Annotated in this window: 17 protein-coding genes; 5 read left to right on the top strand and 12 right to left on the bottom strand. The window is 71.0% G+C overall.

What is annotated here, in order from left to right; translation table 11 throughout:
- Positions 1-5: 5 nt before the first annotated feature.
- From dprA to ACFC1J_RS01830, 8 genes are all read right to left on the bottom strand, one after another.
- The gene (gene dprA, locus ACFC1J_RS01865) at positions 6-1,265 is read right to left on the bottom strand and encodes a DNA-processing protein DprA (RefSeq protein ID WP_375901969.1); all 1,260 of its coding nucleotides are present in this window, start codon (positions 1,263-1,265) and stop codon (positions 6-8) included.
- Positions 1,262-2,791: a YifB family Mg chelatase-like AAA ATPase gene (locus ACFC1J_RS01860; RefSeq protein WP_375901967.1), complete on the bottom strand. Its 1,530-nt coding sequence runs from the start codon at positions 2,789-2,791 to the stop codon at positions 1,262-1,264. Before ACFC1J_RS01860 ends, dprA begins: the two co-directional genes overlap by 4 nt.
- Positions 2,788-3,150 (bottom strand): YraN family protein, encoded by a 363-nt coding sequence (locus ACFC1J_RS01855; RefSeq protein ID WP_375901965.1) that lies wholly within the window; start codon positions 3,148-3,150, stop codon positions 2,788-2,790. Before ACFC1J_RS01855 ends, ACFC1J_RS01860 begins: the two co-directional genes overlap by 4 nt.
- Positions 3,151-3,380: 230 nt before the next feature.
- Positions 3,381-3,707: a DUF2469 family protein gene (locus tag ACFC1J_RS01850; protein ID WP_045273217.1), complete on the bottom strand. Its 327-nt coding sequence runs from the start codon at positions 3,705-3,707 to the stop codon at positions 3,381-3,383.
- A gap of 53 nt (positions 3,708-3,760) precedes the next feature.
- Positions 3,761-4,420, bottom strand: coding sequence for a ribonuclease HII (locus tag ACFC1J_RS01845; protein ID WP_375901963.1), 660 nt, complete (start codon positions 4,418-4,420; stop codon positions 3,761-3,763).
- Positions 4,401-5,183 (bottom strand): signal peptidase I, encoded by a 783-nt coding sequence (gene lepB / locus ACFC1J_RS01840; RefSeq protein ID WP_375901962.1) that lies wholly within the window; start codon positions 5,181-5,183, stop codon positions 4,401-4,403. The genes ACFC1J_RS01845 and lepB overlap by 20 nt, the downstream gene beginning before the upstream one ends.
- Before the next feature lie 121 nt (positions 5,184-5,304).
- Complete coding sequence (rplS, locus tag ACFC1J_RS01835; protein WP_375901960.1) at positions 5,305-5,655, bottom strand: 50S ribosomal protein L19; 351 nt, start codon at positions 5,653-5,655, stop codon at positions 5,305-5,307.
- A 190-nt stretch (positions 5,656-5,845) separates the two neighbouring features.
- A complete protein-coding gene (locus ACFC1J_RS01830) occupies positions 5,846-6,373 on the bottom strand; it encodes an MFS transporter permease (RefSeq protein WP_375901958.1) in 528 nt (175 codons plus the stop codon).
- 103 nt (positions 6,374-6,476) lie between these two features.
- On the opposite strand from ACFC1J_RS01830, the gene map reads away from it, so the two are divergent.
- Positions 6,477-7,259 carry a type I methionyl aminopeptidase gene (map, locus tag ACFC1J_RS01825; protein WP_375901956.1) on the top strand — a complete coding sequence of 261 codons (783 nt, stop codon included), beginning with the start codon at positions 6,477-6,479 and terminating at the stop codon, positions 7,257-7,259.
- 75 nt (positions 7,260-7,334) lie between these two features.
- On the top strand, positions 7,335-7,928 hold the full coding sequence (locus ACFC1J_RS01820) for a histidine phosphatase family protein (RefSeq protein WP_375901954.1): 594 nt from the start codon (positions 7,335-7,337) through the stop codon (positions 7,926-7,928).
- Between the two features lie 47 nt (positions 7,929-7,975).
- On the opposite strand, the gene trmD is transcribed toward ACFC1J_RS01820, so the two are convergent.
- The 4 genes from trmD to rpsP are packed head-to-tail and all read right to left on the bottom strand — an operon-like array spanning position 7,976 to position 9,982.
- Positions 7,976-8,695 (bottom strand): tRNA (guanosine(37)-N1)-methyltransferase TrmD, encoded by a 720-nt coding sequence (trmD, locus tag ACFC1J_RS01815; RefSeq protein ID WP_375901952.1) that lies wholly within the window; start codon positions 8,693-8,695, stop codon positions 7,976-7,978.
- Positions 8,685-9,311, bottom strand: coding sequence for a ribosome maturation factor RimM (gene rimM / locus ACFC1J_RS01810; RefSeq protein WP_375901950.1), 627 nt, complete (start codon positions 9,309-9,311; stop codon positions 8,685-8,687). The genes trmD and rimM overlap by 11 nt, the downstream gene beginning before the upstream one ends.
- A 2-nt stretch (positions 9,312-9,313) precedes the next feature.
- Complete coding sequence (locus ACFC1J_RS01805) at positions 9,314-9,544, bottom strand: RNA-binding protein (protein WP_045273224.1); 231 nt, start codon at positions 9,542-9,544, stop codon at positions 9,314-9,316.
- A gap of 6 nt (positions 9,545-9,550) precedes the next feature.
- Entirely contained in the window at positions 9,551-9,982 is a 432-nt protein-coding gene (rpsP, locus tag ACFC1J_RS01800; RefSeq protein ID WP_375901948.1) for a 30S ribosomal protein S16, read from the bottom strand.
- Positions 9,983-10,208: 226 nt separating this feature from the next.
- On the opposite strand from rpsP, the gene ACFC1J_RS01795 reads away from it, so the two are divergent.
- From ACFC1J_RS01795 to ACFC1J_RS01785, 3 genes are all read left to right on the top strand, one after another.
- Complete coding sequence (locus ACFC1J_RS01795) at positions 10,209-11,159, top strand: ornithine cyclodeaminase family protein (RefSeq protein ID WP_375901946.1); 951 nt, start codon at positions 10,209-10,211, stop codon at positions 11,157-11,159.
- Positions 11,156-12,136, top strand: a complete 981-nt coding sequence (locus tag ACFC1J_RS01790) for a proline racemase family protein (protein WP_375901944.1) — start codon at positions 11,156-11,158, stop codon at positions 12,134-12,136. The genes ACFC1J_RS01795 and ACFC1J_RS01790 overlap by 4 nt, the downstream gene beginning before the upstream one ends.
- Positions 12,137-12,214: 78 nt before the next feature.
- Positions 12,215-13,399: an amidohydrolase family protein gene (locus tag ACFC1J_RS01785; RefSeq protein ID WP_375901942.1), complete on the top strand. Its 1,185-nt coding sequence runs from the start codon at positions 12,215-12,217 to the stop codon at positions 13,397-13,399.
- Positions 13,400-13,449: the final 50 nt, after the last annotated feature.

Here is a 13,449-nt window from a genome sequence, read left to right as displayed (position 1 = left end):
TGCCCTCACCGCAGGACACTGCGCCACCCGCGTTCGGAACGGACGGCGCCGCCGTCCAGCTCGAGGACGCCGAGAAGCGCCTCCACGCGATCGATGCTCAGCCCGCTGCGCTGCGCCAGCTCCGTGCTGCCGCGCGCCACGCGCACGTTCAGGGCATCGGCCAGGCGCACCATGTCCGGATCCTCCGCACGCCTCGTCGCCGCGACTGGCGCCCCTCCGAGCAACTCCCGCACGTCCGCCACCGACGTGACACAGCACGCGTCGTAGTCGCGCAGCAGCCGATGACATCCCGCCGACGCCGTCGAGGTGATCGGCCCCGGCACGGCACCGAGCGGCCTGCCGAGAGCGGCCGCATGCCCCGCGGTGTTCAGGGATCCGCTGCGCTGCCCTGCCTCGACGACGATCGTCGCGGCGGAGAGCGCGCTGATCAGCCGGTTGCGAGCCAGGAACCTCCACTTCGTCGGTGCGACGCCGCACGCGACCTCGCTCACGAGCGCGCCGCTCGCGGCGATCCGCTCGAACAACTGCGCATGCCCGCTCGGGTACGGCCGATCCACGCCGCCGGCCAGCACCGCCACCGTCATGCCGCCGGCGCGCAGCGCAGCCCGGTGGGCGGTGCCGTCGATTCCGTACGCGCCTCCGGAGACGATCACGCGCCCCTCCGCGGCGAGCTCTCCCGCGAACTCCCCCGCCACGTGCTCGCCGTAGCTCGAGGAGGCCCGCGCGCCGACGAGCGCCACGCCGGAGCCGGCCAGCGCCGCAGGGTCACCCCGCAGCCAGAGCGCGAGCGGAGCGTGCGCGCCGAGGTCGGCCACGGACGGCGGCCATTCCGGATCCGTCGGGAGCAGGAGCCTCGCACCGACGCGCGCCGCCGCTCGCAGGCCGGCCAGATGCGGTTCCGGATCGAGCCGGGGCGCCCATCGACGACGCCCGTCCCGAACCGCCCCCGCCGCGGGGCGTTCGTCATCCGCCGGCATCCCGGAACCGCCGTATCCGCCTGCCACCATGTCCAGCGCCTCCGTGGCCCCGAGGGCCGCGACGAGGGCTCCCGCGACGCCGTCGCCGGGCTCGGCGACGAGGCCCCAGATCAGAGCGTCCCGGACGCCGGGCTCGCCGGCGTCGGGGCGGATCCCCACGGCTGCCGCGAGGAAGCGGGCGTCTTCGCGCACGTTTCGCAGCGCGGCTCTCATCTCCGCGGGGCTCGGGGTACGCCGAGCCGTGGGGGCGAGGTCCGGACCCGCCGCCGTGCGTTCCGCGTCGTTCATGTCATGATCCCCTTCTTCAGGAAGAGCGCACGTCCGACGTGCGCGAGCCCGGGGGCGTCCGCGCCCGCCAGATCGGCCACCGACCACGCCATCCGCAGCACCCGGTCGTATCCGCGCAGCGTGAGGGCGCCGCGCTGCAGCGCTCGGTCCAGCGGCGCCCGCGCCTCGGCCGGGAGCCGGAACTCGCCTTGGCGCAGCCAGGTGCCTGGCACGTGCGCGTTGAGACGCCACGGCGTTCCTCGCCATCGCCGCGCCGCGCGGTCGCGGGCGGCCTCGACCTGCCCACGCGCGTCGGCCGTCGAGAGCGAGCCCCGCTCCTCGGCTGTGGCCTGGACCGCGGACACGCGGGCGACCCGCACCTCGATGTCGAGCCGGTCCCTGATCGGCCCAGACAGCCGCGCCGCGTAGCGCCGGATCGCGGATGGCGGGCAGATGCACTCCTCGCCGATCACCCCGAATGCCCCGCACGGACACGGATTCGTCGCCAGGACCAGCTGGAACCGCGCAGGGAAGCGGGTCGTGAACGCCGCCCGATGGATCTCGATCATGCCTGCTTCGAGGGGCTGCCGGAGCGCCTCCAGGACGCCGCCGGGCGCCTCGGCCGCCTCGTCGAGGAAGAGCAGTCCGCCGTGCGCGCGGGCGATCGCCCCCGGACGAGCCGCGCGCGATCCGCCGCCGATCAGCGCCGCGATCGACGCGTTGTGGTGCGGGGCGACGAAGGGCGGGCGACGATCCAGCCGGGTGACGCTCTCCCCCATCAGGGAGCGGATCGATGCGGTCTCGAGCGCGACCTCCTCATCCAGGTCGGGGAGTATCCCCGCGAGCCTGCGCGCCAGCATGGTCTTGCCCGCGCCCGGCGGCCCGGAGAGGAGCAGATGGTGGCCGCCGGCCGCGGCGGCGACCAGGGCGGAGACCGCCTCGTCCTGGCCGATCACGTCGGCGAGTTCCGGCGGCGGGCCGCTCGACGCCTGCGTCGCGACGGCCCGCACCGGCTCCGGATCCCCGGGGTCGGCGAGGTCGGCTCCGTGCAGCAGCGCCACATGCGCGAGACTCACCGCCGCGTGCACCTCGAGCCCTGGCACGAGTCGCGCCTCCGCCTCGTTCGCCACCGGGACGACGGCACGCCCGAATCCGGCCTCCCGCGCCGCGTGCAGCGCGGGCAGCACCCCGGGGACGGGTCGCAGCCGCCCGTCCAGGCCGAGCTCGCCGAGGTGCACGGTGCGCGCGAGCGAGGCCGGATCCAGGGATCCCGCCGTGCCGAACGCCGCGATCGCGATGGCCAGGTCGAACGCCGACCCGTGCTTGGGCAGGCTGGCCGGCGAGAGGTTCACCGTGAGCTTGCGCCGGGGCAGGTCGAGGCCGCTGTTGCGGCACGCGTTGTGCACACGGCGCACGGCCTCGCCGAGCGCGCGATCCGCGAGCCCGATGAGGTCGAAGCCCGGGGTCTGCTGCGAGAGATCGGCCTCGACGTCGACCATGTGCCCGTTCAGACCGGTCAGCGCGACGGACCAGGTGCGCGCGGTCATCGCAGATCCCGCAGGTGCTCGAGGCTGCCGGCTGCCGGGTCCGCGCCCACGATCCCGATGGCCTCGAGCCGCAGGGCGCGCCCCGCGCTCGCCATCGGATGCGCGCGCACCCAGACGTGCACAAGACGCCACAGCCGCTGCCGCTTGCGCTTGTCGATCGCTTCGAAGGGGTGCCCGTAGTCGAGCGTCCGCCTGGTCTTCACCTCGACGAACGCGAGCCCCCCGTCGCGCTGCGCGACGATGTCGAGCTCGCCTTCATCGCACCGCCAGTTGCGGTCGAGGATCCGGTATCCGAGTCGGGTCAGGTGCTCGGCGGCGCGGTCCTCCCCCGCGCGTCCGAGATCGTCCTTGGCTGCCATGACAGACAGCCTGCGTGCCGGCAGCCGCGCGTGCAGCCCCGTTCGCGCAACCGGTGCGGAACCGGCAGATTCACTCGCCTGGGGAGGACGACCGCCCCCACGGCACCAGCTATTACCGAGTCGTCCCCATCAGCGCACACCATAGGGTCCGCTGATGGGGACGACTCGATGCTTGGAGAGTGCCCCCGTCGAGCCAGAGCTCTCGGGGCTTTGCGCTCCCCGGTCCGGGATCACTCTCCGTCGAGCGAGAGCTCCTGGGGCAGTTCGAACTCGCGGCGCGACAGCTCCTCGACGTTCACGTCCTTGAACGTCAGCACGCGCACCGACTTCACGAAGCGGTCGGCGCGGTAGATGTCCCACACCCAGACGTCGTTCATGGACACTTCGAAGTAGAAGTCGTGCTCCGTGTCGCGGCGCACCACGTTGACCTCGTTCGCGAGGTAGAACCGACGCTCGGTCTCGACCACGTACTGGAACTGAAGGACCACGTCGCGGTACTCGCGGTACAGGGCGAGCTCGAGCTCACGGTCGTAGTCGTCGAAGGCGTCGTCATCCATGATCCCCCCATCCTACGAGAGCCGCCTCGGCAGAGCCGCATTCTCGCGGGTGCTCAGAACAGGGTGGGCGCGTCGGCGATCGCCCAGGAGGAGCGGTGATGGCGCGTGAGACCCCGCAGCCGGATCGCCTCGCGGTGCTCGCTGCTCGCGTAACCCTTGTTGCGGTCCCACTGATAGTCCGGGAACTCGGGAGCGAGCTCGACCATGAGCGCGTCGCGCGCCACCTTGGCCAGGACGGAGGCCGCCGCCACGGATGCGCAGTCGCGGTCCGCCTTGATGATCGAGCGCACGGTCAGGGGTCCGGGGTGCACGGCGGAGACGTAGTCGTGATTGCCGTCGAGGATCACGAGTGCCGATGAGGCCTCCCACGCCTCTCCGCACGCGGCGATGATGGCGCGGGAGGCGGCGAGGCCCAGCGCGCGCATGATGCCGACCTCGTCGATCTCGGCGCTCGTTGCCCATCCGACGGCGCTCGCGGGAGCCCAGGCTCCGGCGCGATCGGCGACCTCGGGCCGGCGCTTCTCCGGCACCAGCTTGGAATCCCGCAGCCCCTGCGGCACGCGGCGCCGGGCCGCCGCCGCGTCCACGACCGTGGCGCCTACGGCGACGGGACCGGCAAGGGCGCCCCGTCCGACCTCGTCCAGGGCGATCAGATGGGAGTGCTCGCGCAGCAGCCGCCGCTCGAGGACCAGGCTAGGCTCGACGACCGCCACGGCGGCGCCCCTGCGGCTTCTGGCTCGACACTCCGTTGAAGACGGCGTAGTGGCCGTCGATGAGACCGAACCGGTCGAACGGCCAGGTGGTGAGGAACGCGCGCCCGACGATGTTCTCCTTGGGCACGAACCCGCCTCCCGGCTGGTCCTGGTGATACCGGGAGTCCTCGGAGCGCGTGCGGTTGTCACCGAGCACCCACACCGCGCCCTTCGGCACCGTGACGTCGAATGGGACGCTGGACGCACGGGAGTCGCCTACGCCCGGCTTGAGATAGGACGACTCGTCGATCGGGGCTCCGTTGACGGTGATCTGCCCCAGCGAGTTGCAGCACACGACGTGGTCGCCCGGCAGCCCGATGAGCCGCTTGACCAGATGGTCGTCCGAATCGGGGGCGGCGACGCCGATCAGCGTCAGGAACCACTCCCCTGCCTCGAGCAGCGGCGATCGTGGCGTCTGCGGCGGCGCCGGCGGCAACCAGCCGCCCGGATCCTTGAAGACGACGACATCGCCGCGGTGATAGCCGTTCCAGTGCGGCGTGATCTCGTCGACGAGGATCCGGTCCTTGACGAGAAGCGTGTTCTCCATCGAGCCGGACGGGATGTAGAAGCTGCGCACCACGAAGGTCTTCACGAGGAAGGAGACCAGCACCGCGATGAGGAGGATCACCACGACGTCACGGAGGAAGATCACCCAGCCGCGTCGTCGCGGCGTCGTCTGCACCCGCACCGCATCAGCGGATCCGGCCGCGATCTCTTCCGTCATGCGCCATCCTTCACAGACCTCGGCCGTCGGTCGACGGCGCCATCCAGCTTCTCATGTCCGGGGAATGAACAAGCGCCCCGAGAACCGTGTCTCGGGGCGCTTGTTCGAAAGCCGAATGGGATCAGCGCGCGTCGCGCTTCTCCTTGATCTTCGCCTTCTTGCCGCGCAGGTTGCGGAGGTAGTACAGCTTCGCGCGACGCACGTCACCGCGGGTGACGACCTCGATGTGGTCGATCACCGGGGAGTGCACCGGGAAGGTGCGCTCGACGCCCACCTGGAAGCTGATCTTGCGGACCGCGAAGGTCTCGCGCACACCGTCGCCCGAGCGGCCGATGACGACGCCCTGGAAGACCTGGATACGGGAGCGGCTGCCCTCGATGATGTTGACGTGCACCTTGACGGTGTCGCCGGGGAAGAACTCGGGGATGTCGGAGCGGAGCGAAGCCGCATCGACGGCGTCGAGGATCTGCATGATCGTCTCTCTCTGCACTCGCCTCAGGTCGCATGCATGTGGGAAGGAATGAAAACGGAAGTCTGTGCCGAGCGGCGCACGAGGCGTCCGCGGGTTCCCCTGAGGCAGAACCGGTTCACGGCACAAAGAACCATTCTGCCATGAATCAGGACCCGCGCCAAAACGCGGAGCGATGCGTCGAAGGGCGGACTCAGTGCCCCGAGCGATCCTCGCCGGTGTTCCCCGTCTCGGTGATGACGATGACGTCCCCGTTGCGGCTCGCTCGCTCCCGCACGGGCTCGCTCTGCTCTCCGGCGACCGTCGCCCGCATCGTGTCGGGGTCGATTACGAATGCCGCCCTTCCGCGGTCCGCCACGTCCTTCCAGAGCTGCCAGAGCGTGGACCAGAACAGGCCGAGGAAGGCGACGATCGTGCCGGCAAGGAGCCAGCCGAACGCGTCCTTCGGGAAGAAGCCGAGCGCGATCGTGAGGCCGTGCCACACGGTGAATCCGATGACGTCGCGCCAGGAGACGGCGCGTTCCTCGCGCACGGTGGGACGCGCCCGGACAAAAAGCGCGAGACCCACCTCGCCCACCAGCACGGACGGCAACGCCACGAACAGCACCCAGAAGAACGCGAACCCGCCCGCCTGGAACACGCCCCAGCCGATGAACAGCCAGAGCGGCAGCACGAGAGCGGCCGGGAACAGCCAGGAGAAGAACGCGCGCCGGATCCACATACCGCGATGCTACGTCGCGGGTGCAGGCCCGGATCCGCACGTTCGCTGTGAGCGTCCCCCTGGCGCGGGGTAGGAGAGAATGGATGCGACGAGAGGACTGGGAATGATCGAACTGCGCACCCCCGCCGAGATCGAGGAGATGCGGGCGGCCGGACGCTTCGTGGCGGAGACGCTGGCGACGCTGCGCGCCGAGACCAAGGTGGGCACGAACCTGCTCTCGATCGATCGTCGCGCGCATGACATGATCCGCAAGGCCGGCGCGGAGTCCTGCTACATCGACTACCACCCCTCGTTCGGTGCGAGCCCCTTCGGGAAGGTCATCTGCACGTCGGTGAACGACGCCGTGCTGCACGGCCTGCCGCACGACTACACGCTGCGCGACGGCGATCTCGTGTCTCTGGACTTCGCGGTCTCGGTCGACGGGTGGGTCGCAGACTCCGCCGTCTCGTTCGTGGTGGGCACGCCCCGCGACGAGGACCTGCGCCTCATCGACACCAGCGAGCGCGCCCTGGATGCAGCCATCGCCGCCGCCGTGGTCGGCAACCGCATCGGTGACATCTCCGCCTCGATCGCCGCCGTCGCCCATAGCGAGGGCTACTCGATCAACACCGACTTCGGCGGCCACGGCGTCGGCCGCATCATGCACGGCGACCCGCACGTGCCCAACGACGGGCGCCCCGGACGCGGCTTCCCCCTGCGCGCGGGCCTCGTGATGGCGCTCGAGCCCTGGTTCCTCGCGACGACCGACGAGCTGGTGACGGATCCCGACGGCTGGACGCTGCGCAGCGCCGATGGATCCCGCGGCTCCCACTCCGAGCACACCGTCGCGATCACCGAGGACGGCCCCATCATCCTCACCGACCGTTCGTTCCTCGGCGTCGACTGACCCGCTGCGCCGGGGCGGCCGTCGACATCGCGCCGGCGACTGCGCCGCACGACACCCGTATGCCATTCTGTGGGCATGTCCCGACACGACCTGCGGATGCCGGAGCGCCTGTTCCTGGCCCGGCACGGCCAGACCGTGTGGAATCGCGAGCACCGGCTGCAGGGGCAGCTCGACTCCCCGCTGACCGAGGCCGGTGTCGGGCACGCGAACGAGATCGCGCGACGGCTCGAGGGAGCCGGCGTCGGGTTCGTCTGCACGAGTCCGCTGGGACGCGCACGACGGACCGCCGAGATGGTCGCGACGCACCTGGATGTCGAGGTCGTCACGGTGGACGAACTCGCCGAGGTGCACCACGGGTCCTTCGCGGGACGCACCTGGGACGAACTCGAGGAGGCCGACCCCGGCATTCGCGCCTTGAGATCGGAGAACCGCTACGGCTGGGCGTTCCCCGGCGGCGAGAGCTACGCCTCCGCACGCCCACGGGCGCTCCGCGCGCTGGACGAGTGCTCCTGGGCGGGCGAGGGCACACCGCTGATCGTCACGCACGAGATGATCGGCCGCCTCATCCGTGCGGCGATGCGAGGATTCGGCCATGCGGACGCGCTCGCGCTGCGCCATCCGCACGGCATCGTCTTCGAGATCACCCGAGGAGCCGAGCGGCTGCTCTGAGAGGCGCGGGCCCCGGCCGCCGCCCGCATCCCGGGACGAAGTCGGGCTCAGCCCTCGTCGTCGGGCAGCAGGTCGGGACGGCGACGCCGGGTGCGCTCGATCTGCTGCGCGCGGCGCCAGGCGGCGATCGCCCCGTGGTTGCCGCTCAGCAGGATCGGCGGAACCTCGCGGTCGCGCCAGACCGACGGCTTCGTGTACGACGGGTACTCGAGCAGCCCGTCCTCGTGCGACTCCTCGACGAGGCTCTCGGGGTTGCCGACGACGCCGGGGATGAGCCGGCCGATCGCCTCGACCATCGCCATGACGGCGACCTCTCCCCCGTTCAGCACGTAGTCGCCGAGGCTGATCAGTCGCACCTCGCCGAGTTCCGCTGCCTCTTCGAACACACGCTCGTCGATGCCCTCGTAGCGACCGCACCCGAAGATCAGGTGCTCGCGGTCCGCGAGCTCGCGGGCCGTGGATTGGCGGAACACCTCTCCGGCCGGCGAGGGGAAGATGATGGTGGGGCGTCCCTCGGGGGCCCCAGTCGTGCGCGCGGGCTCGGCCGCGAGCTGATCGAGGGCGAGGCCCCATGGCTCCGGCTTCATGACCATGCCTGCGCCGCCGCCGTAGGGCGTGTCGTCGACGGTGCGGTGCCGGTCGCTGGTCCAGTCGCGCAGATCGTGGACGTTCAGATCCAGGATGCCGCTGTCCCGCGCCTTGCCGAGCAGAGAGAGCGTCAGCCCGTCGAAGTACGACGGGAAGATCGAGACGACGTCAATCCGCACCGGGCGCGTCCTGCTCGGGGGCATCCTCCGCCGAGTCATCGGCGGGCGCGTTGTCCTCGGCGAGCTCCTCGAAGAGCCCGGCGGGCGGCGTGACGATGATCCGCCCCGCCGCGATGTCCACGGTCGGCACGATCGCCGAGACGAACGGGACCATGATCTCGGATCCGGAGCCCGATGCGGGCCGGACGATGAGCAGATCCTGTGCGGGCAGGTGGTCGACGCGGATCACGCGGCCGACGACGACGTCATCGCGGACGACGTCGAGCCCGGTGAGCTGGTGGTCGTACCAGGCGTCGTCCTCCGGCTCCTCGGACTCGTCCTGGTCGATCCACAGGATCGCCTTGACGAGGCCCTCGGCGCCATCGCGGTCGTCGACGCCCTCGAAGAACACGACGGAGCTGCCGTTCATCACCCGGTACTCGCGGACGGTGATGGACTTGCCGTGCCACGGAGATGCCTCTGGCACCTGCAACGTGAACTCGGCACCGGGCACGAAACGTCCGGCGGGATCGTCGGTGTACAGCTCCAGCTTGAGTGCACCCTTGAGTCCGTGCGCCTTGACGAGGCGCCCCACGCGCAGCTGGTTGCGTCCGGAGGGGCGATCGGTGACGGCCACGCTCAGTCGTCCGCGACGTCGACGCGAACGCGACGTCCGTCCGCGAGCGCGGTGATCAGCGTGCGCAGGGCCTTGGCGGTGCGGCCGCCGCGCCCGATCACGCGCCCCCTGTCATCGGGGTGCACGTGCACCTCGAGGACGTCGCCGCGGGGCGACGAGGTGGCGGTGATGGTGACATCCTCCGGGTGATCGACGATCCCCGAGACGATGTGCTCGAGCGCGGCAGCCAGCACGACGGATTACTCCGCGTCGGCCGCAGCCTCGGCTGCGTCCTCGGCGGGGGTCTCGACGGGAGCCTCCGCAGCGGGAGCCTCCTTCTTCTCGACCTTGGGCTTGATGACGGACTTCTTGGCCGAGTCGGCCTCGAAGACGGCCTTCTCGCCGGCGACCTTGAGGGTGGACTTCGCGTCCTTGTCGCCCTTGAACTTGCCCCAGTCGCCCGTGATCTTGAGGATGGCGGCGACCTGCTCGGTCGGCTGGGCGCCGACGGACAGCCAGTACTGCGCCCGCTCGGAGTCGACCTCGATGAACGAGGGCTCCTCGGTGGGGTGGTACTTGCCGATCTCCTCGATCACGCGACCGTCGCGCTTGGTGCGCGAGTCGGCGACGACGATGCGGTAGTAGGGCGCACGGATCTTGCCCAGGCGCTTGAGACGAATCTTGACAGCCACGATTCTCCTGAATGGTGTGGAAGGAAGACGAACTGATCACCAGAAGCGTGGGGTGCACACCCGGTGGAAGCTCTGCGGGTGGATCACGGCCGGATAGAGGGTCGAGCGGTGATCCAGCTGTCCATTCTGCCAGATCCGGGGCTCTGAGGCGAAACGGCGCGGATCCGTGTCGCGTCCGCCACCGAAAACCTGTACCGCATGACATATTACTGGCTAGTCTGGACGCATGCCCGATGTCATCGCCGAACTCGCCCTCATCGATGCGGAGACCCTTGCGGCCCGCGTGAGCATGGCGGACGCGATCCGGGCCGTCGGCGAGGTGCTCCGCGGCGGCTTCGATCCGGAGGACGATCTGCCCCGCACGATCCTGGATGTCCCGCAGGGACAGCTGCTGCTCATGCCCGCCGCCTTCGGCGGGATGGTCGGACAGAAGCTGGCCTCCGTGGCTCCGGGCAATCCGGCACAGGGACGAGAGCGCATCCAGGGCGTCTACATCGTGCTCGACGGCGCCACTCTCGCACCGATCGCGATCCTGGACGGTACGGCCCTCACCTCGCTCCGCACCCCGGCGGTAAGCGCGGCGGCGGTCGACGTGCTCGCCGCACCCGAGGCGGGCGACCTCGTCGTGCTCGGCACAGGGCCTCAGGCCGTGCGCCACGTTCAGGCGCTCTCCGCCGTCCGTTCGCTGCGCACGGTGCGGATGGTCGGCCGGGACAGGGGCCGAGGCGCAACCGCCGTCGCGGAGGCTCAGGCGCTCGTACCGGAGGCCTCCGTCGCCGTCGGCTCGGTCGCCGACCTCGCCGCCGCCGATCTCATCGTGTGCGCGACCACGGCGACCGATCCCCTCTTTCCTGCGCACGTCGTCCGTCCCGATGCCACCGTGGTCGCGATCGGCTCACACGAGCCCGCGAAGGCGGAGCTTCCGGCCGCGCTGCTCGGCCGCGGCCAGGTCGTCGTCGAGAGCCGCCGTGTCGCGGCGGCCGAGGCGGGAGACGTCATCCGCGCCGTGGATGCCGGCGCGCTGCGTCCGGAGGGCCTCGTCACGATGCACGAGCTGTTCACCGGGGCGGTCTCCCCCGCGCGCGACCGGCCCCGAATCGTCAAGACCTGCGGCATGGGCTGGCAGGATCTCGCCGTCGCCGCACGCGCCGTCGGCACCGGAGAGGAGCGTTCATGATCACGACGGAGGACTGGCACACCGCAGGAGAGCCGTTCCGCATCGTCGAAGGCGTGCCGACCCATGGCGCGACCGTGGCGGAGCGGCGCGTGGCAGCGATGACCGGCGAAGCCGACGCCGTGCGGCGCTTCCTCTGCCTCGAGCCGCGCGGTCACGACGACATGTACGGCGGCTTCCTCACGCCGCCCGACGACTCCGGGGCCGATCTCGGGGTGCTGTTCTGGCACAAGGACGGCTTCTCCACGGCGTGCGGGCACGGCACGATCGCGCTCGGCACCTGGGCGGTCCGCACCGGTCGGGTCCCCTCGGATCCGGACGGCGAAACGACCGTGACGATCGACGTGCCGAGCGGGCGCGTGCAGGCCCTGGTGCGGCAGGAGAAGGGTCGGATCACCGAGGTCGTCTTCCGCAACGTCGAGTCACGTGTGCTCGCGCGCGACATCCCCCTGGAGACCTCGCTCGGGCGCGTCGACGTGGATCTGATCTTCGGCGGCGCCGTGTACGCGACGCTGCCCGCCTCCGCGGTCGGGCTGTCCGTGCTCCCGGAGCACACCGCCGACCTCATCCGCATCGGGCGCGAGATCAAGTGGGCGCTGAACGACCATCCGGCCGCTCAGCTCGACGACGCGCGGTTGAGCGGCGTCTACGGCACGATCCTGTTCGACGACCTCGGACGCACCGAACGCGGTCCCTGGCAGCGCAACGTCACTGTCTTCGCGGACGGCGAGGTGGACCGCAGCCCGTGCGGCTCCGGCACCGCGGCTCGCGTCGCACTGCTCGCCGCCTCGGGCGCGCTGGGCGACGACGAGGAGCTCACGCACGACTCGATCATCGGAACCCGGTTCCGCGCGACGGTCGCGGCCCGCACCTCCGACGGCGTGATCCCCGAGGTGCGCGGGCTCGCGCACCGGGTGGGATCGTGCACCTTCGACCTCGACGACGGCGATCCGCTGCCCGAGGGCTTCAGCCTGCGCTGACGTCGGGACGCCGTCGTATCGTGAAGCGTCCCGCCTCCTCCCATCCGCATCCCCGTCCCCCTGTGAAGGAGCATTCTCATGCGCACCGGATCCCTCAGCATCCTCGGAGCAGCCGTCTGGAACGGCGACCGTTTCGAAGACCGCGACCTGCACATCATCGATGGCGCCGTCGCCGATCGCCCGGCCGAGGGCGCCACGACCGTGGACGGCCGCGGCCGCTGGCTCATCCCCGGTCTCATCGATGCGCACTTCCACGCCTACGCGACCAGCCAGGACGGGCTGGAGGACGAGCGCGGCCCGCTGAGCTTCGCCGCGATCAACGGCACCCGCCGGCTCGGCGCGGCGCTGCGCCGAGGCTTCACCACCGTGCGCGACGTGGCTGGGGGCGACATCGGCCTCGCCCGCGCGATCGACGCGGACCTCTTCGACTCGCCGCGTTACCTCTTCACCGGTCCGGCGCTGAGCCAGACCGGCGGCCACGGGGATCCGCGCTCCGCGCACGTCGACATCTGCTTCAGCCATGGGCACATGTGCGAGATCGTCGACGGCGTCGAGCCGCTGCGCCTCGCCGTGCGCAACCGGCTGCGCACGGGCGCGCACGCGATCAAGGTCATGACGTCCGGCGGGGTGTTCTCGCTCACGGATCCGATCCGGGTTCCGCAGTACTCCGCGGAGGAGCTGCGCGCCGTCGTCACCGAGGCGACGCGGCAGGGATCCTACGTCGCCGCGCACGCCTATTCGTCAGAGGCCGTGCAGCATTCGATCGAGAACGGCGTGCGCTCGATCGAGCACGGCAACCTCATCGACGCGGCGACCGCCGAGCACATGGCCGCCACCGGGGCGTTCCTCGTGCCGACGCTCGCCGCCTACGACGCCATGGACCGGCGCGGCGCAGGGATCGGCCTCAACGCGATCTCCCTCGCGAAGAACGCCGAGGTGCTCTCGCACGGCCAGGAAGCGGTGCGCCTCGCGCTCGCAGCCGGCGTCCCGGTCGGGTTCGGCACCGACCTCATGGGCGAGCTCGAGGACGATCAGCTCTGCGGCGTTCGCCTGCAGGTCGAGGCGAGCGGCGCCGCGGCGACGCTGCGCTCGATGACGACGGTCAACGCCGCCCTCATCCGCGATGAGCGCGCGGGGCATCTGGGGCTCGGAGCATACGGAGATGCCGTGCTGCTGACGGCCGATCCGCTCGCCGAGCCGGCGTCCCTGTGGGAGCAGGACGCGCGCGGGCTCGTGGTGCGCGCGGGACGCGCGATCGACTGAGACCTCCAGGAACGAAGAGAGGCGGCCACCCCTCACGGGGCGGCCGCCTC

Source organism: Microbacterium sp. NPDC056052, assembly GCF_042266785.1.
Lineage (GTDB): Bacteria > Actinomycetota > Actinomycetes > Actinomycetales > Microbacteriaceae > Microbacterium.
Note: the sequence above shows the minus strand (reverse complement) of the source record. Positions and strands in the feature narration are given on the sequence as shown.

What these genes read in the sequence shown, in the direction of transcription:
- dprA (WP_375901969.1), bottom strand. Translation starts at nt 1,265, where the DNA reads ATGAACGACGCGGAACGCACGGCGGCGGGTCCGGACCTCGCCCCCACG.
- ACFC1J_RS01850 (WP_045273217.1), bottom strand. Translation starts at nt 3,707, where the DNA reads ATGGATGACGACGCCTTCGACGACTACGACCGTGAGCTCGAGCTCGCC.
- ACFC1J_RS01785 (WP_375901942.1), top strand. Translation starts at nt 12,215, where the DNA reads ATGCGCACCGGATCCCTCAGCATCCTCGGAGCAGCCGTCTGGAACGGC.
- ACFC1J_RS01790 (WP_375901944.1), top strand. Translation starts at nt 11,156, where the DNA reads ATGATCACGACGGAGGACTGGCACACCGCAGGAGAGCCGTTCCGCATC.
- ACFC1J_RS01820 (WP_375901954.1), top strand. Translation starts at nt 7,335, where the DNA reads ATGTCCCGACACGACCTGCGGATGCCGGAGCGCCTGTTCCTGGCCCGG.
- ACFC1J_RS01795 (WP_375901946.1), top strand. Translation starts at nt 10,209, where the DNA reads ATGCCCGATGTCATCGCCGAACTCGCCCTCATCGATGCGGAGACCCTT.
- map (WP_375901956.1), top strand. Translation starts at nt 6,477, where the DNA reads ATGATCGAACTGCGCACCCCCGCCGAGATCGAGGAGATGCGGGCGGCC.
- lepB (WP_375901962.1), bottom strand. Translation starts at nt 5,183, where the DNA reads ATGACGGAAGAGATCGCGGCCGGATCCGCTGATGCGGTGCGGGTGCAG.
- rplS (WP_375901960.1), bottom strand. Translation starts at nt 5,655, where the DNA reads ATGCAGATCCTCGACGCCGTCGATGCGGCTTCGCTCCGCTCCGACATC.
- ACFC1J_RS01855 (WP_375901965.1), bottom strand. Translation starts at nt 3,150, where the DNA reads ATGGCAGCCAAGGACGATCTCGGACGCGCGGGGGAGGACCGCGCCGCC.
- ACFC1J_RS01860 (WP_375901967.1), bottom strand. Translation starts at nt 2,791, where the DNA reads ATGACCGCGCGCACCTGGTCCGTCGCGCTGACCGGTCTGAACGGGCAC.
- ACFC1J_RS01830 (WP_375901958.1), bottom strand. Translation starts at nt 6,373, where the DNA reads ATGTGGATCCGGCGCGCGTTCTTCTCCTGGCTGTTCCCGGCCGCTCTC.